Annotated in this window: 19 protein-coding genes; 6 read left to right on the forward strand and 13 right to left on the reverse strand. The window is 71.6% G+C overall.

The annotated features are described in order from the left end of the window. The first annotated feature begins 41 nt into the window (after positions 1 to 41). Positions 42 to 1,010, forward strand: coding sequence for a terpene synthase (locus AB0B55_RS11145; protein WP_357171597.1), 969 nt, complete (start codon positions 42 to 44; stop codon positions 1,008 to 1,010). Here the strand turns inward: AB0B55_RS11145 and mqnP are convergent, their stop codons facing one another. After that, on the reverse strand, positions 1,011 to 1,922 hold the full coding sequence (mqnP, locus tag AB0B55_RS11150) for a menaquinone biosynthesis prenyltransferase MqnP (RefSeq protein ID WP_357171598.1): 912 nt from the start codon (positions 1,920 to 1,922) through the stop codon (positions 1,011 to 1,013). Further along, positions 1,922 to 3,379, reverse strand: a complete 1,458-nt coding sequence (locus AB0B55_RS11155; RefSeq protein ID WP_357171599.1) for a menaquinone biosynthesis decarboxylase — start codon at positions 3,377 to 3,379, stop codon at positions 1,922 to 1,924. Before AB0B55_RS11155 ends, mqnP begins: the two co-directional genes overlap by 1 nt. Before the next feature lie 311 nt (positions 3,380 to 3,690). On the opposite strand from AB0B55_RS11155, the gene AB0B55_RS11160 reads away from it, so the two are divergent. Continuing rightward, positions 3,691 to 4,506 carry an alpha/beta hydrolase gene (locus AB0B55_RS11160; RefSeq protein ID WP_357171600.1) on the forward strand — a complete coding sequence of 272 codons (816 nt, stop codon included), beginning with the start codon at positions 3,691 to 3,693 and terminating at the stop codon, positions 4,504 to 4,506. 60 nt (positions 4,507 to 4,566) lie between these two features. Here AB0B55_RS11160 and AB0B55_RS11165 read toward each other — a convergent pair whose 3' ends face one another. The 3 genes from AB0B55_RS11165 to AB0B55_RS11175 all read right to left on the reverse strand — a co-directional run bounded on the left by AB0B55_RS11165 (position 4,567) and on the right by AB0B55_RS11175 (position 6,220). Then, a complete protein-coding gene (locus AB0B55_RS11165; RefSeq protein ID WP_357133726.1) occupies positions 4,567 to 4,755 on the reverse strand; it encodes a DUF397 domain-containing protein in 189 nt (62 codons plus the stop codon). Continuing rightward, positions 4,746 to 5,525, reverse strand: a complete 780-nt coding sequence (locus tag AB0B55_RS11170; RefSeq protein ID WP_357133847.1) for a helix-turn-helix transcriptional regulator — start codon at positions 5,523 to 5,525, stop codon at positions 4,746 to 4,748. The genes AB0B55_RS11165 and AB0B55_RS11170 overlap by 10 nt, the downstream gene beginning before the upstream one ends. A 137-nt stretch (positions 5,526 to 5,662) precedes the next feature. Next, complete coding sequence (locus AB0B55_RS11175; protein ID WP_357171601.1) at positions 5,663 to 6,220, reverse strand: carboxymuconolactone decarboxylase family protein; 558 nt, start codon at positions 6,218 to 6,220, stop codon at positions 5,663 to 5,665. Between the two features lie 59 nt (positions 6,221 to 6,279). On the opposite strand from AB0B55_RS11175, the gene AB0B55_RS11180 reads away from it, so the two are divergent. Together AB0B55_RS11180 and AB0B55_RS11185 are read left to right on the forward strand one after the other, a co-directional pair. After that, on the forward strand, positions 6,280 to 6,756 hold the full coding sequence (locus AB0B55_RS11180; protein WP_357133730.1) for a MarR family winged helix-turn-helix transcriptional regulator: 477 nt from the start codon (positions 6,280 to 6,282) through the stop codon (positions 6,754 to 6,756). Positions 6,757 to 7,034: 278 nt separating this feature from the next. Then, positions 7,035 to 8,390: a hypothetical protein gene (locus tag AB0B55_RS11185; RefSeq protein ID WP_357171602.1), complete on the forward strand. Its 1,356-nt coding sequence runs from the start codon at positions 7,035 to 7,037 to the stop codon at positions 8,388 to 8,390. 69 nt (positions 8,391 to 8,459) lie between these two features. Here AB0B55_RS11185 and ccsB read toward each other — a convergent pair whose 3' ends face one another. The 6 genes from ccsB to hemL are packed head-to-tail and all read right to left on the reverse strand — an operon-like array spanning position 8,460 to position 14,506. After that, positions 8,460 to 9,437, reverse strand: coding sequence for a c-type cytochrome biogenesis protein CcsB (gene ccsB / locus AB0B55_RS11190; RefSeq protein ID WP_357171603.1), 978 nt, complete (start codon positions 9,435 to 9,437; stop codon positions 8,460 to 8,462). Beyond that, positions 9,437 to 11,092, reverse strand: a complete 1,656-nt coding sequence (locus AB0B55_RS11195; RefSeq protein WP_357133737.1) for a cytochrome c biogenesis protein ResB — start codon at positions 11,090 to 11,092, stop codon at positions 9,437 to 9,439. Before AB0B55_RS11195 ends, ccsB begins: the two co-directional genes overlap by 1 nt. After that, on the reverse strand, positions 11,089 to 11,946 hold the full coding sequence (locus AB0B55_RS11200) for a cytochrome c biogenesis protein CcdA (RefSeq protein WP_357133739.1): 858 nt from the start codon (positions 11,944 to 11,946) through the stop codon (positions 11,089 to 11,091). Before AB0B55_RS11200 ends, AB0B55_RS11195 begins: the two co-directional genes overlap by 4 nt. After that, positions 11,946 to 12,515 carry a TlpA disulfide reductase family protein gene (locus AB0B55_RS11205; RefSeq protein ID WP_357171604.1) on the reverse strand — a complete coding sequence of 190 codons (570 nt, stop codon included), beginning with the start codon at positions 12,513 to 12,515 and terminating at the stop codon, positions 11,946 to 11,948. Before AB0B55_RS11205 ends, AB0B55_RS11200 begins: the two co-directional genes overlap by 1 nt. Then, positions 12,515 to 13,162, reverse strand: a complete 648-nt coding sequence (locus tag AB0B55_RS11210; RefSeq protein WP_357171605.1) for a histidine phosphatase family protein — start codon at positions 13,160 to 13,162, stop codon at positions 12,515 to 12,517. Before AB0B55_RS11210 ends, AB0B55_RS11205 begins: the two co-directional genes overlap by 1 nt. Positions 13,163 to 13,168: 6 nt before the next feature. Next, the gene (gene hemL, locus AB0B55_RS11215) at positions 13,169 to 14,506 is read right to left on the reverse strand and encodes a glutamate-1-semialdehyde 2,1-aminomutase (protein WP_357171606.1); all 1,338 of its coding nucleotides are present in this window, start codon (positions 14,504 to 14,506) and stop codon (positions 13,169 to 13,171) included. 143 nt (positions 14,507 to 14,649) lie between these two features. Here hemL and AB0B55_RS11220 point away from each other — a divergent pair, with 143 nt between their 5' ends. Then, entirely contained in the window at positions 14,650 to 14,985 is a 336-nt protein-coding gene (locus AB0B55_RS11220; protein ID WP_357133747.1) for an STAS domain-containing protein, read from the forward strand. A 140-nt stretch (positions 14,986 to 15,125) separates the two neighbouring features. On the opposite strand, the gene AB0B55_RS11225 is transcribed toward AB0B55_RS11220, so the two are convergent. Both AB0B55_RS11225 and AB0B55_RS11230 read right to left on the reverse strand, forming a co-directional pair. Then, positions 15,126 to 16,769 (reverse strand): ABC transporter permease, encoded by a 1,644-nt coding sequence (locus AB0B55_RS11225; protein ID WP_357171607.1) that lies wholly within the window; start codon positions 16,767 to 16,769, stop codon positions 15,126 to 15,128. Continuing rightward, a complete protein-coding gene (locus AB0B55_RS11230) occupies positions 16,766 to 17,662 on the reverse strand; it encodes an ABC transporter ATP-binding protein (protein ID WP_357171608.1) in 897 nt (298 codons plus the stop codon). Before AB0B55_RS11230 ends, AB0B55_RS11225 begins: the two co-directional genes overlap by 4 nt. A gap of 90 nt (positions 17,663 to 17,752) precedes the next feature. On the opposite strand from AB0B55_RS11230, the gene AB0B55_RS11235 reads away from it, so the two are divergent. Then, a complete protein-coding gene (locus AB0B55_RS11235) occupies positions 17,753 to 18,247 on the forward strand; it encodes a helix-turn-helix domain-containing protein (RefSeq protein ID WP_357133753.1) in 495 nt (164 codons plus the stop codon). Positions 18,248 to 18,286: the final 39 nt, after the last annotated feature.

Here is an 18,286-nt window from a genome sequence, read left to right on the forward strand (position 1 = left end):
ATGGCGATTCGCACCGGGAGCAGTTCGCACGGGAGGCATCGGTGACGACCGGCGAGGTCCTCTGGGCGCTGCGCGCCGAGTGCCCGATCCCACCCCGGCTCTCGCCGCACGCCGACCAGGTCCAGCAGTGGCTCGTCGACATCCTGCCCGAGCTGGGCATGCCGCTGGACGACGCCGCGCTGCACCGGCTGGCTCGGGGCGGCTTCGCCCGGTACGCGGGACGGCTCTACCCGGACGCCAGCGAGGCCGACCTGCGGGTGCTGACGGCCCTCTTCACCTGGTTCTTCCTCGTCGACGACGCCTGCGACGGCCCGCACCGGCTCAGCCCGGCGCAGATCCGGGCGCTGCGCGACGGGACGTTGGCACTGCTGCACGACGGTCCCCGCCTCCGGCACGGTGGGTTGACCGGGCCGCTGCGGCGACTGCTGGTGCTGGCCTGGCGGGAACCGCGCAGACGGATGCCGTCCCGGTGGCGGCTACGTTTCGCCGACGCGGTGGGCCGGCACCTCGACGGCACCTGGCGGGAGGCGGCCAACAAGGAGGCCGCCGTCCGACCCGGCGTGGACGAGTACGTCGAGCTGCGACGGGCCACCTCGGCGGCCGAGGTGTCGTATCCGCTGGTGGAGTTCGTCGGCGGCCGGCCCCTGCCCGATCCGGTCTACCACCATCCGCTGCTGCGCCAGATCGCCCGCACCGGCAACGACCTGCTCTCCTGGTACAACGACCTGGCCTCGCTGGAGAAGGACCGGGCCACCTCGGGCGGGCACAACCTGGTCCTGGCGACACAGGCCGAGTGGGGCGTGTCGTCGGACGAGGCGGTACGGCGGGTGGCCGAGCGCTGGCGCGAGTCGATGCGGCGGTTCGTGGCGCTCCGCGCCGCCGTGCCGTCGTTCGGGCCGGCGTTGGACGAGGCCGTCACCGACCATCTCGACGGGGTCGCGTACGCCGTGCGCGGCACCATCGACTGGACCCTGGAGAGCGGCCGCTACCCGACGGCCGCAGCCGGCTAGCTAGGGCCGCAGGCCGAGGCGGATCACCAGGTCGAGCAGGGCGAAGACGAACAGCGCGATGCCGACGAACCCGTTGGCGGTGAAGAACGCCCGGTTGACCTTGCTGAGGTCGGTCGGGCTGACCACCAGGTGCTGGTAGGCGAACGCGACGGCGGTCAGCGCCAGGCCGACCCACCACAGCCAGCCGAACCCGATCAGCGCCCCGAACCACACGAACAGCCCGAAGGTCACCACGTGCGCGAGCGTCGAGGCGTGCAGCGCGAAGCGGCGACCGTACCGGGCGGGCACGCTGTGCACGCCGATCTGCTGGTCGATCTCGGAGTCCTGGCAGGCGTAGATCAGGTCGAAGCCGCCGATCCAGAGCCCGACCGCCGCGCCGAGCAGCCAGGCCGGCCCGGAGCCGGCCAGGGTGCCGGTGACCGCGAGCCAGGCGCCGACCGGGCCGACCGCCTGGGCGATGGCGAGGATGGCGTGCGGCCAGTTGGTGAACCGCTTGCCGTACGGGTAGACGACCAGCGGCACCACGGCGAGCGGCGCGAGCACCAGGCAGAGCGGGTTGAGCAGCGCGGCGGCGGCGAGGAACACCACGAGCGCGACGGCCGCGCCGGTCCAGGCCGTCCGCACGCTCACCGCCCCGGTGACCAGTTCCCGTCCGGCGGTACGCGGGTTCCGGGCGTCGATTTGCCGGTCGAGGATCCGGTTGGCGGCCATCGCGAACGTCCGCGCGCCGACCATCGCCACGGTGATCAGCAGCAGGTCGAGCCACCGCACGTGCCCGCCGTTCACCTGCATGGCGGTCAGCGCCGACAGGTACGCGAACGGCAGCGCGAACACCGAGTGCTCGATCGCGACGAGTTTGAGGAAGGACTTGACCCGGCCCGGCTTCTCCACGGGTGCGTCGAGGACGGCCATCAGATCCCGTACTCCTTCCAGCGCTTGTCGACCAGGGCCGCGACTTCCGGGGCCATGGTCATCTCCTCCGGCCAGCCTCGGGTGTAGCCCTCGGTGGGCAGCTTGCGGGTCGCGTCGACGCCTGCCTTGCCGCCCCAGAACTGCTGGTACGACGAGTGGTCGAGGTGATCCACCGGCCCCTCGGTGAGCAGCAGGTCACGGGCGTAGTCGACGTTGCCGAAGGCGCGGAAGGCCACCTCGTTGTAGTCGTGCACGTCACAGTCCTCGTCGACGATCACGATCAGCTTGGTGAGCGACATGAGGTGCGCGCCCCAGATCGCGTTCATGACCTTCTGCGCGTGCTTCGGGTAGCGCTTGCGGATCGACACGATCGCGCAGTTGTGGAACACCCCGGCGGCCGGCAGGTCGTAGTCGACGATGTCCGGGATCATCAGCTTGAGCAGCGGCTGGAAGATCCGCTCGGTGGCCTTGCCGAGGCCGTGGTCCTCCTGCGGCGGCTTCGACGTGACGATCGAGTGGTAGACCGGGTTCCGCTGCATGGTCATCGCCTCGATGTGCAGCACCGGGAACGGCTCGACCGGCGTGTAGAAGCCGGTGTGGTCGCCGAACGGCCCCTCGGGCAGCCGCTCGCCGGGCTCCAGGTAGCCCTCCAGGACGATCTGGGCGTGCGCCGGCACCTGCAACGGGACGGTGAGGCAGTCGACCATCTCCACCCGCTCGCCCCGCAGGAACCCGGCGAACAGGTATTCGTCGATGTCGCCGGGCAGCGGCGCGCTTGCCGCGTACGAGACGACGGGGTCGCAGCCGATCGCGATCGCGACCGGCAGGCGCTGGCCGAGCCGCTCGGCGACCGCGTGGTGCGCGGTGGAGTCCTTGTGGATCTGCCAGTGCATGCCGAGGGTGTTGCGGCCGTGCTGCTGAAGCCGGTAGAGGCCCAGGTTGCGCTTGCCGGTCTCCGGGTGCTTGGTGTGGGTCAGCCCGTAGTTGTGGAAGATCCCGCCGTCGCCGGGCCACACCTGCAACCCCGGCAGCCGGCCCAGGTCGACGTCGTCGCCCCGGTAGACGACCTCCTGGCAGGGCGCGGTCTTGACCTTGCGCGGGGGCACCGACTTGAGCTGCATGACCTTGCCCAGGCCCTCGCGGATGCCGGACCAGCCGACCGGCAGCTCCGGCTTGATCAACGCGCCGATCCGCGCGCCGACCTCGTCCAGCGAGTCGACGCCGAGGGCCATCGCCATCCGCTTCTCGGTGCCGAACAGGTTGATCGCCACCGGCATCTCACCCCGGGTGGGGTGCTCGAACAGCAGCGCTGGCCCGCCGGCGCGCACCGTGCGGCTGACCACCTCGCTGATCTCCAGGGTCGGGTCGACGGGGACGTCGACCCGACGCAACTCCCCCGCGCGCTCCAGCGCCGCGAGGAAGTCCTTGAGATCGGTGTACGGGAAGCCACGAGCCATGTCGCCCAGTCTCCCGCACCGGGTGCGGCGCGGCCCACGCCGGGTGCTGTGACACCCGCGACGACCCCGGCGAGCCCCGGCCTTGATCCACCCGGGTTTCCGGAAGTCGGGGTGTCCGGCGGCCGGGGACGGCCCGACTTCCGGAAACCCGGGTCGATCAACGTTCGAGCGCAGTGTCGCAGGCATGCGCGGCGCGCGCAGGCATGGCCGCCGGTCGAGCGGGTAGCCGGGCAGCCGGCAGACGGGGGCGGCGGATGGGTGGCGATCGGGTTCCGGCGGGGTTCACCGAGCAACGGGCACGGGTCGGTCGGATGACCATGAACTATGTCCGTGGTGGCAGCGGCCCACCGCTGGTGCTGCTGCACGGGTACCCGCAGTGCTGGTACATGTGGCGGCACCTGCTGCCCGAGTTGGGGCGGTCCTTCGAGGTGGTCGCGCCCGACCTGCGCGGCTTCGGGGACAGCGACGCCCCGGTCGACGGGTACGACAAGAAGAGCGTCGCCGCCGACCTACACGGCCTGCTCGACCAACTCGGCCTGGTCAGTGACCTGCGAGTGGTCGGGCACGACCTGGGGACGATGGTGGCGTACGCGTACGCCGCCGCCCATCCCGACCGGGTGAGCCGGCTGGCGCTCACCGAGGCGCCGATCCCCGACGAGAGCATCTACACGTTTCCCGCGCTCACCGCGGCCGGGCCGGCGGTGTGGAACTTCGGCTTCTTCACGCTCGACAACGGGCTGCCGGAGGAGCTGGTCCGTGGGCGGGAGTCGCTCTGGGTGGACCGGTTCACCGACGCCCTGATGGTGCACAAGGGCAGCATCAGGGCGTCGGACATCGAGGAGTTCGCCGGCCACCTGCGCGACCCGGCGCACCTGCGGGCGAGCTTCGCCCACTTCCGGGCGTTCGACCGGGACATCGCCGACAACGCGACGTACCGGGCCACGAAGCTCACCATGCCGGTGCTGGCCGTCGGCGCGGCGGCCAGCCTCGGCGGCCAGGTCGCCGAGCAGGTACGCCGGTACGCCGACACCGTTCGCGGCGAGGTGATCGACGACTGCGGGCACTGGCTGTACGAGGAGCGCCCGGACGTGATGCTCGCCCTGCTGCGCGACTTCCTCGCGGCCTGAGCCCGAGCCCGGGTTAGGTCAGTGGGTGCGGACCACGCGGCCTGAGCAGGAGCCCTGGGGTCAGGGGGTGCGGGTCAGCTCGACGAAGGAGCGCCACGCGGCCGGGCTGAAGGTCAGCACGCCGCCGTCGCGGTCCTTCGAATCGCGGACGTGCACCCGGCCGGGCAGGTTGTCGGCGACCTCGACGCAGGCGCCGCTGTTGTTGCCGCTGCGGGTGGACTTGCGCCACTGAGCTCCGGTCAGATCCATGGCTTCACGATCTCCTCGAGCAGGTCGATGGACTGCTGCCGGGGCAGCGCGTCGCTGCGCAGACTCTCCCACCTTCCGAGCAGGGTCGCCACCTCGTTGTTCTCGTCGACGGCGGTGCCGCCGGTCTGGTTGTCGAGAAAACCGAGCCAACTGCCGTCGGCGGTGCGGCCCAGGATGAACGGCCCGAACATGCCGGCGTGCAGCCCGACCGCCTGGGGCAGCACGTGCACCCGGATGTGCGGGCGGCGGGCGCACGCCACCAGGTGCCGGAGCTGGCCGGCCAGCACCCCGGCGTTGCCCTCGGCGAAGCGTCGCAGGGCGGCCTCGTCGATCACGGCGGTGAGCTGCGGCGGGTGCTCCCGGTCGAGGATCGTCTGCCGTTCCAGCCGGGCGGCCACCAACTCCTCCACCCGCTCGGCGGTGAGCCCCAGGTCGAGCCGGAACACCGCGCGGGCGTAGTCGGCGGTCTGCAACAGCCCGGGAACCATCGTCGCTTCGAAGCACCGCAACTGGGTGGCCACCCGCTCGACCTCCAACCAGGGGCGGAACCACACCGGCTCGGCGTGCCGGCGACCCAGCTCGCGTAGCGAGACCAGCAGGCCGCCGGTGTCGAGCACCTCGTCGGCCCGGGTCAGGTACGCCAGGTTGGGCACCGTCGAGCCCACCTCGACCGAGGACACCATGGACGGTGAGTAGTGCGCCCGTTTGCCGTACTCCTCCTGGCTGAGCCCGGCCGCGAGCCGGGACCGCCGGAGCTGGTCTCTGATCATTTCCGCTGTGGACAGTGTCGTGGTCACCGCGCCTCACCTTCCGCTGCCGAGGAGGCCCATCGGCCCTTCTGGCGCAAGGTAGCGGAACCGCGACCCTGAGTCAGCCTCTGCCGGCATGTCGCGGTAACGCGGCTCGCTCAGGACACGGGCGGCGTCCAGGCGTGAGCGGCCAGCGGCGGGTCGAGCGGCGCGCGGGTGAGCCGGTTGGCGAAGGTGGACATGGTGTACGCCCCGACCCCGAGCACCACGTCCAGCGCCTGCCGGGGCTGGTAGCCGACCGCCAGGAAGGCTTCCAGTTCCTCGTCGGGCACCGCGCCCCGGTGCTTGAGCACGGCCAGCGTGAACTGGCGCAGCGCTTCCAGTCGCGGCTCGGGCAGCGTCGTGCCGGCGCGCAGCGCGGTGATCAGCGCGGCGCTCGCGCCGATCTCAGTGATCTTGCCGGTGTGCAGGGCCACGCAGAAGTGGCATTCGTGGGAGGTGGAGAGGGCCATGATGACCACCTCCCGCTCGACGGGCGCGAGGCTGGTCTGTTCGAATCCCGCACTGGCGGCGAGGAAGCCGTTGAGTAGCTGTGGCGACTCGGCAATCAGAGCCACCGCGCTGGGGAGCCAGCCGAATCGGCCGCGTACTCCCTCGATGGCCCGGCGTGCGGCGGCGGGTGCGGTCTCGGCGGTGTGGGTGGTGAAGACGGACATGGTTGCCTGCCCTAAGATAGTCAACGTGGTTGACGAAATAGTAAACGTGGTTGTCGAACATGGCAACCCCTGAGCCGTCCCGGCCCGGCTTCCAGCTCCCGCTGCTGCTGCTGGCCGGCTTCCGCACGCTGATCGACGACCTGCACGCCGAGTTGGCCCGCGAAGGGCACCCCGAGCTGCGCCCGCTGCACGGGTTCGTGCTCCAGGCCGTGGGCGTCGACGGCACCACCGCCAGCGAGCTGGGGCAGCGACTGGGCATCTCCAAGCAGGCCGCCGGCAAGACCGTCGACCGGCTGGTCGCCGTCGGCTACCTGGAACGGGTCGACGACCCCGCCGACGCCCGCCGACGGCTGGTCCGGATGACACCGCGCGGCGTCGACGGGCTCCGTCGCTCGGCCGAGATCTTCGATCGGCTACGGCAACGGTGGGCCGCGACCCTGGGCGAGGAGCGCGTGGCCGCGATCGAGGACGACCTGCGCACGATGGCCGCCACCAACTGGTTCCGCCTCGACATGCCGGGCTGGTTCGGCGGCTGACCGCGACCGAGCCCGGTTCGGCCGTTGATCGTGATCGACGGCCCGCTCGCGTGGGTGGGCCGTCGATCGTGATCGACACCGGATCGCCGATGTGGCGGCATCCGACGCCCGGCATTGCCCCCACGTCGGCGATCTGGAGTGGATCAAGGCCATCCGACGGTGTCCGCGCACCGATCGACTGATCGAAAACTGTCATAGGCGATCTCTAGGATCAGGGGTGCCGGTCGGGCTGAAGTGACGCCGACCGGTCCCCCTCACCAAGGAGATCGATGAGATCTGTGCGTGTATCACGGGGCAGGCTCCTGCGCGGCTTCACCGCGCTGGTCGTGGGCGCCGCGACGGTCGGTGTGGCCGCCACGCCGGCCCTGGCGCAGGACGATCCCGGCTGGGTCGAGGCCCTGCTCTACGACGCCACCGTCGGCGGCCCGGACGCTCCCGCTCGGACGGTTCCGCTGACCCTGACCAGCACCGGCGCGGCCCAACCCCGGGTGACCCTCGACCTGACCGGCCTGGCCGGCGTCGCAACGGCCACCTTCCCCACCGCGTGTGTCACCGAGGGCACCTCGGTCACCTGCCCGATGCCGGCCGACGCCACCGAGGAGTTCGGCACGGTCACCGGCACGGTGCCGGTGGTGTTCCGGGCCGCGCCCGGCGCGGTCGACGGCGCGACCGGCACCCTGACCTACACCGCGCTCGGCGAGCAGACCGAGGTGTCCACCCAGCAGGCGACGATCACCGTGCGGTCCGGGCCCGACCTGCTCGACATGGTCGACGAGTACGTCGACGGCGTCGACGTGGGTGACACCCGCGCCGCCCCGGTGGCCGTGGTCAACGCCGGCGACCAACCGGCCGTCGACCTGCGGCTCACCATGCGCTTCCCGGTCGGCCTCGTCCCGGCCAGCTACCGCAACTGCCGCTACGGCACCGACCAGGTGCTCGCCACCGTGGTCGTCTGCACCGTGCGGGGCACGTTCGCGCCCGGCCAGCGGCACGAGCTGCGCGGCGGGCTCGCCACCACGGTCGGTCCGGCCACCCTCGGCGACAAGCGGATCACCCAGATCGTGGAGCCGCTGGCGACCGCCGGGCCCCTTCCGAGCGGTGTGCGACTCACGCACCGCGAGAGCGACCAGGCACTGCGGCTCCGGCCGGTCGGAAAGCCGCTCGGCGTGATCCCGGTCGAGGTCGACGGCGTCGGCGGGCAGACCTACCTGCGTGCGGTGCACGGCGCCTTCGACATCGTCGCCCAGGGCGCCGCCGTCACCGGTGCGGTCGGCGACACCGTCCAGGTCACCGTGGGCATCCGTAACGAAGGGCCGGGCGTGCCGGACGGCACGATCTCCGGCGACACGGTCGGCGCGTTCTACTTCACCCCGCCGGCCGGCATCACCGTGCTGGGCAGCCCGCGCTGCTCACAGACCGGCAGTGAGGAGGAGGAGAACGGCGACGACGCCCCGAAGACCTGGTACTGCGACGGGGGAAGGGCCGTGTTCACCGCCGGGACCAGCAACACGGTCACCTTCGACCTGCGCATCGACAGCCTCTCCGGGACGCCCGGCGAGGTCCAGCCGTACGGCCGCTACCCGCGGGTGGACGACAACCCGGGCAACGACGTCGCGCCGGTGACCGTCGGCTGACCGCACACGCCCTGACGACGCGGGCCGGTCACGGACGATTCCGTGGCCGGCCCGCGCTGTGTTGCCAGGTCAGTTCAGCCCGCCGTACGAGTGCAGGCCGGTGAAGAAGATGTTCACGCCGAACAGGTTCATCAGCATGGTGAGGAAGCCGAGCACGGCGATCCAGGTGGCCACGTTCCGCTTCACGCTGGGCGTGGCCCGCGCGTGCAGGTATCCGGCGTAGACCACCCAGGAGATGAACGCCCAGGTCTCCTTCGGGTCCCAGCCCCACGGCCGACCCCAGGCCGCCTCGGCCCAGATCGCGCCGGCGATCACCGCGAAAGTGAAGATCGGGAAGGCGAACGCGTGCAACGCGAACGTCAGCCGCTCCAGGCTGGCCGCGGCGGGCAGCCGCTTGGCGAGGGTGTACGGGAAGCTCCGCTTGCCCTGCTCGAACCCGTTGCGCATGAGGAAGCCGACGGCCGGCACCGCGCCGAGCAGGAAGATGCCGGACGCGAACACGATGGTCGAGACGTGGATGACGAACCAGTACGAGTTCAGCGCCGGCACCAGCGGCACGATCGGCACGTACAGGACCAGCTCGGCGGTGGCCACCAGGAGCACCATGACCAGGGTGAGGAACAGCCCGAGCTTGCGCAGCGACGGCCGCTTCCAGAGCACCACCAGCCAGGCCGCGACCCCGATGAACGTCACCGTGAGCACGAACTCGTACATGTTGCCCCACGGCATGCGGTCCGCCGCGAGACCGCGGGTGACCAGCGCCCCGAGGTGCAGTACGGCGGCGAGGGCGGTGGCACCCACCGCGACCAGCCCGGCGATCCGCGCCCGGTCGGCCGAGCCGTCGACGGACGGCGGCACCGGTCCGGACGGCTCGGCGGTCACGCCGCCGGCACCGCCGACCCCGGCACCCACCAGCTCGCGAGCGGGCGACGCCACGGCGGCCCGGGTACGCGCGTTGCCCAACGCATACTCGACGGCGTGGCTGATCATCGCGATCAGATACGTCAGGATCGCGAAGGTCACCAGATTGTCGGAGAGCGCGGACATCACTCGGTCCCTTCTCGCACACCGGCCGGGCCACCGGATTCGGTGTCGGCACCGGCCCGCTCGGCCGCCCGTTCGTCACCGTTCACGGCGGCGACCAACTGGGCGAACTCGTCGGCGAACCCTGGATAGTCGGTGCGCGGCAACCCACCGGCCTCCATCAAGCTACTACCGCCTGTCGGAGATCCATCAGCGGGGTCGGCCGGCAGCACCCGGAACCACACCCGGCGACGCCGCCCGAACAGCGAACCCATCAGCCCGACCAGCAGCACACCGCAGCTCACCAGCAACGGTGTCGAACCGGGATCGTGCCGGACGGAGAGCGTCACGTACCGCTCAGTGCCCAGGAACTCGACGGTTGTGCCGTCGTCAAGCGTCCACTTCTCGCCCTTGCGGAGCAGCTTGCTGCCGACTTCCTTGACCTTGCCGTTGCGCACCTGCCGCTGGTCGAGCTGGTAGACCGAGCCGGGGATACCGGCGTCCATGCCGAGGTTGCCCCGGTAGGCGACCAGGTTCAGCGCCGGGTTGCGCTCGGTGGGGTACTCGGAGCGGACGAACGGCGGCTGCTGCGGCGCGGTGGGCAGGTAGATGCCGGTGAACGCCACCTGCTCGCCCGGTACCCGCTTGCCGGTCGCCGGGTCGACGTTCGCGTCCGGGAAGGCGGCCAGCCCTTCGCTGGTCAGGCCCATGTCACCGGTGGTCAGGAACGGCTCGTCACTGACCTGGCTGTTGCCGTACCGGTCGGTGTAGCGGATCACCGGGGCGTACCCGTGGCCGAGCAGGTAGACGCTCGCGTCGGCGAGACGCAGCGGCGAGTTGACCGAGAAGTCCGCGCTGCGGGTCGGCTCGTCGGGGCCGTCCACGGTCACCCGGGCGTTGAAGAACTCCGGCTGGCCGGACGGCAGGAACCGGGCCTGGAAATCGTCCAGCCGCAGGCAGAAGCGGGGCAGGTCGGCGCTGTCGACGCGGGGGCCGAGCTTGGCCTCGGCGTACTGCTGGCGGGTGTTGCAGAACGCGTTGTCCGCGCCCGCCACCAGCAGACGGTTGCCGCTCCACCCGTACCAGGAGCCGAGCGCGACGCCGATCAGCACCGCGATGAGCGAGGTGTGGAACAGCAGGTTGCCGGTCTCCTTGAGGTAGCCCTTCTCGGCGGAGACCTCGTTCCCGCGTACCTCGACCCGCCAACGGCGCTTGCGCAGCACCTCGGCGACGGCGTCCACGCCGCCGGCCGGGGCGGGCAGCGTGGTGTGCTGCGGCAGCCGGGCCATCCGCCTGGGCGCGACCGGTGGCCGGGACCGCAGCGCCCGGAAGTGGTCGCGCAGCCGGGGCGTGATGCAGCCGATCAGCGACGTGAACAGCAGTAGGTAGATGGCGGAGAACCAGACCGACCCGAAAACCTCGAACGCGCCGATCCGGTCCAGCCGAGGCGCCCAGTCCGGGTGGTCGACGAAGTACTGGTTGACCTTCTCCGGGCTGATCCCGCGCTGCGGCAGCACCGATCCGGGGATCGCGGCGATCGCCAGCAGGAAGAGCAGGATCAGGGCCGTACGCATGCTGGTGAGCTGCCGCCACGAGTTGCGCAGCAGGGCCAGCAGCCGGCTGGGCCGGCGGCGCGGCGCCGGGGCCTCGGCCTCCGGGCGCTCGTCGACGACCGTCATATGCTCACCTCGCCCACCCCGACGGTGGTCTGCAACCAGATCACGAAGCTCTGCCATCCGCCGGTGACCAGCGCCAGGCCGATCAGGATGAGCAGGGCGCCGCCGACCCGGGTGACCCAGCGGCTGTTGCGCCGGATGGCGCGGAAGACCCCGAGCAGGCGCTGGAAGCCCAGCCCGAAGACGACGAACGGTATCCCCAACCCGAGGCAGTACGCCACGGCGAGCACCACGGCCCGGTCACTCTGCCCACTGGTGGCCGCCATGCCCATCACCGCGCCGAGGGTCGGCCCGGTGCACGGCACCCAGCTCAGCGCGAACACCGCCCCGAAGACCGGCGCGCCGAGCAGGCCGGCCGACGGCAGCCGGGAGATCCGGAACTCGCGTTGCAGCGCCGGGATCATCCCCAGGTAGCCCAGGCCGAGCACGATGATCAGCACACCGACGACGATCTCCAACTGCCGCTCGTAGTCGAAGAAGACCCGCCCGATGCTGGCGAACAGGATCGCGGTGGCCACGAAGACCACGGTGAAGCCGGCGATGAAGAGCAGCGTCCCGGCGAGCACCCGGCCCTTGACGGCGACCGCCGCGGTCCGCTCCCGTACGGCAACAGCTCCACCCCCGCCCGCCGAAGTGAAAGGAAGGGCCCCTTCCTCTACCGCAGGCGGTAACAAGGTGCCCTTCCTTACACGGCCTTCGAGGTTGGCGCCGGCTAGGCCGGTGACATACGAGAGGTAGCCGGGGACGAGTGGGAGCACGCACGGGGAGAGGAAGCTGACCAGGCCGGCTAGCGCCGCCGCGCCGATGGCGAGCACCAGCGGCCCGCTCTGGGCCAGCTCCTTGAACGTCTCGCCCATCAGTTCGACGCCGGCTTCTCGGCCGCGATCCGATCGACGACCGGTCGCAGGCCCTCCTGCGTGACGGCCGCCCGGATCACCACGGCGACCCGGCCCTCCCGGTCGAGCACGACGGTCGCCGGGACGGTGTTCGGCGGGATGTCCAGGGACAGCGCCAGCTTGCTCGGCGGGTCGAACAGGCTCGGATAGGTGACCCGTCCCTGCTCGAACGCCTTGGCCTTGTCCCGCGAATCCTGCACGTTGACGCCGAGGAAGCTCACCCCGGAGCCCTTGGTGGCCTGGTAGACGGCTTCCAGGTCGTCCGCCTCGGCCCGGCAGGGCGGGCACCAGGAGCCCCAGAAGTTGACCACGACCACCTGGCCACGGGCCTCGCTGACGTCGTACGTGCCGCCGGTGAGCAGCTCACCGGCGAGCTTCGGCGGCGCGGAACGCTGGTCCGGCGCGCACTCGATGATGCCGTCGGAGGTGGTCGAGCAGGTCTTCTCCTGCCCCTTCGACGCCGTACAGCCGACCAGCGCCACCGTGGCGACGGCGGCGAGCAGACCGGCGGTCCACCTCCGGGTGGTCATCAGGCCCCCTTGGCCGTCCGGGCTGTCGCGGAGAGAGCGACGAGGTGCGCGGCCGGCTCGCTGTAGCCGATGCCCACCACCTTCGCGTCGTCGAAGTGGAACGACGTGAGGCTGGCCAGCCCGCACTGGCGCTTGCGCGGGTCGTGCCAGAGCCGCTTGCGCTCGACGTGACGACGCAGCGTCCAGATCGGGAGCTGGTGCGACACCAGCACCGCCTCGCGTCCCTCGGCGGCGACCCGGGCGGCGTGCACGGCCGCGAACATCCGCTCGGCGATCGCCCGGTACGCCTCACCCCAGGACGGCGTCACCGGGTCGCGCAGCACCCACCAGTTGCGCGGGTCGCGGAACGACCCGTCGCCCGGGGAGACCTTCTTGCCCTCGAACCAGTTGGCGCTCTCGATCAGCCGCTCGTCCACCCCGACCGGCAGCCCGAACTGGGCGGCGATGGGCTCGGCGGTCTGCTGGGCGCGCTCCAACGGGCTGGCCACCACGTGCACGATCTCCCGCTCGGCGAGACCCTGCGCGGCGGCCTTGGCCATCTGCACGCCCAGCTCACTGAGGCGGAAACCGGGCAGCCGCCCGTACAGGATCTGGTCGGGGTTGTGCACCTCGCCGTGCCGGAGCACGTGGACCACCGTCTTCGCCACTGTCTACTACCCCCCGTGACCAGCGGCTGCCGCCGCATTCGCCGCCGTCGGCAGCGCGGCGGCGATGTGCTCCAGAGCGGCGTCGTCGATCGCCGCCGACACGAACCACGACTCGAACGCGCTCGGCGGCAGGTAGACGCCGGAGGCGAGCATCGAGTGGAAGAACGCCTTGAACGCCGGCACCTGCTGGGTGCGCGCGCTGTCGTAGTCGACCACGTCGGCGTCCGTGAAGAAGATGGAGAACATGCTGCCCGCGTACGACAAACGGTGCGGGACCCCGGCGGCGGCCAGCGCGTCGGACGCGAGCTTGCCCACGACGGCGGCCGTGTCGTCGAGCCTGCGGTAGAGCGCGTCGTCGGCGAGCCGCAGGGTCGCCAGACCGGCGGCGCAGGCCAGCGGGTTACCGGAGAGCGTCCCGGCCTGGTAGACCGGGCCGGCCGGCGCGAGACGCGCCATGATGTCCGCGCGCCCGCCGAACGCCGCGGCGGGCAGGCCACCACCCATGACCTTGCCGTACGTCCACAGGTCCGCCTCGGAGGCGTCGAGGCCGTGCCACCCGGCGCGGGAGACCCGGAACCCGGTCATCACCTCGTCGACGACGAGCAGGGCGCCGTGCGCGTGCGCGATCCGGGCCAACTGCTGGTTGAAGCCGTCGCGGGGCGCGACCACGCCCATGTTGCCGGCGGCGGCCTCGGTGATCACGGCGGCGATGTGCGGGCCCTCGGCGGCGAACGCCTCCTCGACGGCCCGGATGTCGTTGTACGGCAGCACGATCGTCTCGCTGGCCGCCGCGCCGGTGACGCCGGGCGAGTCGGGCAGGCCGAGGGTCGCCACACCGGAACCGGCGGAGGCGAGCAGCGCGTCGACGTGCCCGTGGTAGCAACCCGCGAACTTGACGATCTTGGAGCGGCCGGTGAAGCCGCGGGCCAGCCGGATCGCCGACATGGTCGCCTCGGTGCCGGAGTTGACCAGGCGGACCTGCTCCACCGGCGTCCGGTTGACGATCTCGGCGGCCAGCTCCACCTCGCCCGGGGTGGGCGTGCCGAAGCTGGTGCCCCGGGCGGCGGCCGTCTGCACGGCGTCCACCACCTCCGGGTGGGCGTGCCCGAGGATCAGCGGACCCCACGAGCACACCAGGTCGACGTAGCGGCGACCGTCGGCGTCGTACAGCCACGGGCCCTCACCACGGACCATGAAGCGCGGGGTGCCGCCAACCGCCTGGAAGGCGCGCACGGGGGAGTTGACCCCGCCCGGCACGATGGCGCGGGCGCGGTCGAACAGGGCCTCGGAGGCCGGCGCGTCGGCCGGGTAACGGCCAGATCCGGCGGAAACGATGTCGGTCACGATGCCGCCATTGTGTCAGCGCCGGACGGTCAACCAGCAGCCACCCCGGGCGAGGGTTACCGGGCTCACCCAGCTCCGGTGCCCGATGGACCGGCTCGTCGCCTCGACAGGCCGGGTCGGCTGGATCGCGCTAGGCTGACCGAGTGGATCGTGCCGAACTGTCCATCACGCTACACCGGACGGGCGACGAAGCAGTGCTTCGCCTGGCCGGTGAGATCGACATGCTCACGGCCGCCCAGCTCAGCACCGTGGTCAACGAGGTGCTGACCGATCCGCCCCCGCGGATCGTGCTCGACCTCGGCGGCGTCACCTTCTGCGACTCGCAGGGCCTGGGCACACTCGTGGTGCTCAGCCGCAAGGCCAGCCACGCGCAGAGCCTGCTGATGCTCACCCACGTCGGCGACTTCCTGATCCGCGTCCTGGACATCACCGGCCTGCGCAGCGCCCTGATGATCAAAAACGACCAACCCACCGGCTAACCCCCACCCCACCCCCACCCCCAACCCCACCCCCACCCCCACCCCCCACCCCGCGCACGACCTCGACCACCCTGTTGATCAAGAGGTTTGCGTCAGAAATCGCGCTTCCGCTGACGCGAACCTCTTGATCAACGCGTGCTTCAGGGGGTGGGGATGTCTCGGGTGTGGAAGGTCTTCAGGGCCAGGGTTAGGAGGGTGGCTGCTGCTGCGCTCAGGGCCAGCAGGGGTAGCGGGGTCCAGTTGTTGTTCAGGACCTGGGGCGTGTGGGTGAACGGGGAGATGTCCAGGACCCACTGGCTCAGCTCCAGGATCGCGCCGATCTGACCCAGCAGCAGGCAACCGGCGAGCACCGCCCAGGCCGCCCACGAGAACCGGGGCAGCCACCCCACCAGCAGCGCCGCCAGCCCCGCGAGGACCCACGCCGCCGGAACCTGGACCAGCCCCACGCCGAGCATCCGGGGCACCTCGCCGCCGACGTCACCGACGCTGAGGCCGTACGACAGTCCCGTCGCCGCCCCCGTCACGGCCAACACGACCACCGGGCCGAGCAGCGCGAAGACCAGGTGCGCCGCCAGCCAGCGGAACCTGCTCACCGCCGTGGCGAGCAGCGGTTCGGCCCGCCCGGCGGTCTCCTCCGCCCGCGCCCGCAGCGCGGCCTGGATGCCGTACCCGGCGGCGGCCAGCGCGGTCAGGCTCAACGTGCTGCCGAGGTACGCCTCGGCCAACGTCGTCGACCCACCCAGCCGGGCCAGCAGCTCGGCGACCTGCTCGTTGCCCTGCACCGCGTCGCCGGCCGCGTCCGCCGCGCCGCCCAGCACCAGACCGAGCAGCCCGAAGCCGACCGCCCAGCCGAGCAACTGGCCCCGGTGCAGCCGCCAGGCCAGGCCGAACGGTCCGGCCAGCGCGCCGCCCGCGGTGGCCGGGCCGAGCCGGGGCGGCAGCACGCCGGCGCCCACGTCCCGGCGTACCGAGACGGGGTACGCGACCAGCGCCACCGCCACACTGAACAGCACCGGCAGCAGCAGCACCCACCAACGCTCGCCGGTGAAGGCCCGCCCCCGGGGCCCCCAGCCGAGCGGGGAGATCCAGCTCAGCCATTCGGCACGTCCGCCGCTGCCACCGGAACCTCCGGCGTCGCCGCCGAGGCGCAGCGCGAACGCCAACCCGAGCACGCCCAGCCCGATGCCGCGCGCCCCGCCGGCGCTCTGGGTGAGCTGCGCGGCCAGGCCGCCGACCGTGGCGAACGCGATGCCGGTCAGGGCCACGCCGGCGCCGAAGAGCAGCGATCCGGCACCAGGCAGGCCCGCCGCGACCAGGCCGCCGGCGATGAGCAGGCCGAGCAGCAGATTCGCGGCGTACGTGACCAGCAGCGCCGCGGTCAGCCCGGCGTACCGGCCGAGGACCGATGCGCCCAGCAACTCCCGCCGGCCGGCCTCCTCCTCGGTGCGGGTGTGTCGTACCACCGTCAGCACGCTCGCCAGGGCGGCAATCATGGCGAACAGCCCGGCTCGCTGGACGGTGAGCGCGCCGATGCTGTCGCCGTACACCGGACCGAGCAGCGCGACGATCGACGGGTTGCTCGCCGTGCTGGCCAGGTAGGCGGCCCGCTCGGCGGCGGTCGGATAGAGGCCGGTGAACGCGCCGGCGTAGCTGGCCGGCAGCACGGCCAGCGGAAGGATCCAGATGGGCAGCACGATCCGGTCCCGCCGCAGGATCAGGCGCATCAGGTGTCGGGTGCCGGTGAACGCGGTGCCGCGCAAACCCGGCTCACTCCTCGCGGTCACGAGCGCACCTGCTCGCCCTGGTAGTGCCGCAGGAACAACTCCTCCAGAGTCGGCGGTTGGCTGACCAGGCTGCGTACGCCGATCTCGGTGAGTCGACGGAGCGCGCTGTCCAGCGCGGCGTCCTCCACGTCGAAGCGCACCCGCTGCCCGTCCACCCGCAGGTCGTGCACGCCGGTGAGCTGACCCAGCCCGTCCACCGGACCGGTCAGCTCGGCCTCGATGGAGGTGCGCCGCAGGTGCCGCAGCTCGCTCAGGGTGCCGGTCTCCACGTCCCGCCCGTTGCGGATGATCGTCACCCGGTCGCAGAGCGCCTCCACCTCGGCCAGGATGTGGCTGGAGAGCAGCACGGTGCGGCCGTCGGCCTTCGCCCGGCGTACCCAGTGCTGGAAGACCTCCTCCATGAGGGGGTCCAGGCCGGACGTCGGCTCGTCCAGGATGAGGAGTTCGGCGTCCGACGCGAGGGCGGCCACCAGGCCGACCTTTTGCCGGTTGCCCTTGGAGTACGTCCGGCCCTTCTTGCGGGGATCCAGCTCGAAGGAGTCGAGCAGTTCGGCTCGGCGGGCCGGGTCGAGGCCGCCGCGCATCCGGCCGAGCAGGTCGATGACCTCGCCGCCGGAGAGGTTGGGCCAGAGCGTCACGTCGCCCGGCACGTACGCCAGCCGGCGGTGCAGGGCCACCGCGTCGCGCCACGGATCGCCCCCGAGCAGGCGGACGGCCCCCGCGTCCGTCCGCAGCAGACCGAGGAGCGCCCGAATGGCCGTCGACTTGCCGGCGCCGTTCGGCCCGAGGAACCCGTGCACCTCGCCGGCGCGGACATTCAGGTCCAGACCGTCGAGCGCCCGGACGCGGCCGAAGGTCTTGACCAGGCCGGACACTTCAATCGGAGTTTCCATATATCGGAAGCTACACTCGTTTCACAAAGTTGTGAAGACAGTGTGAGCGCGGCACCATCGGTGCCCACAAACCACACGGGAGGGGCAGAGATGGCAGCGGCCGACGGCCACGACCCGGTGCACCTCTTCGTCGAACGGATGGCCCTCACGTTCGCCGAGGTCGGCTTCCCCCGGATGGCCGCTCGGGTGCTGTTCACCGTGATGAGCGCGGACGATCCGCTGACGGCCGCCGAGATCGGCGAACGGCTCGGAGTCAGCGCGGCGGCGGTCAGCGGCGCGGTCCGTTACCTCACCCAGTTCGGCATGCTGATCCGCGAGCCGGTCCCCCGCTCCCGCCGCGACCGTTACCGGATGCCGGAGAACCCCTGGTACGAGGGGACCATCACGAAGACCGCGATCTACAAGACGTTCATCGACGTGGCCGAGGGCGGCATCGGGGCGCTCGGCGCGGAGACGCCGGCCGGCGAACGGGTGGCCGAGATGCGCGACTTCTTTATCTTCGTCCAGGAAGAGATCGACTCACTCGGCGAACGCTGGCGCGTCCGCCGGGCCGCCACCGGCCACCTCCGACCCGGCGAAGCCTGACCCGCAGGCCGGCGCCGCGAGCGTGAGCCGGCCCGGCCC

The sequence above is a fragment of the Micromonospora sp. NPDC049107 genome (genome assembly GCF_040648595.1).
Lineage (GTDB): Bacteria > Actinomycetota > Actinomycetes > Mycobacteriales > Micromonosporaceae > Micromonospora.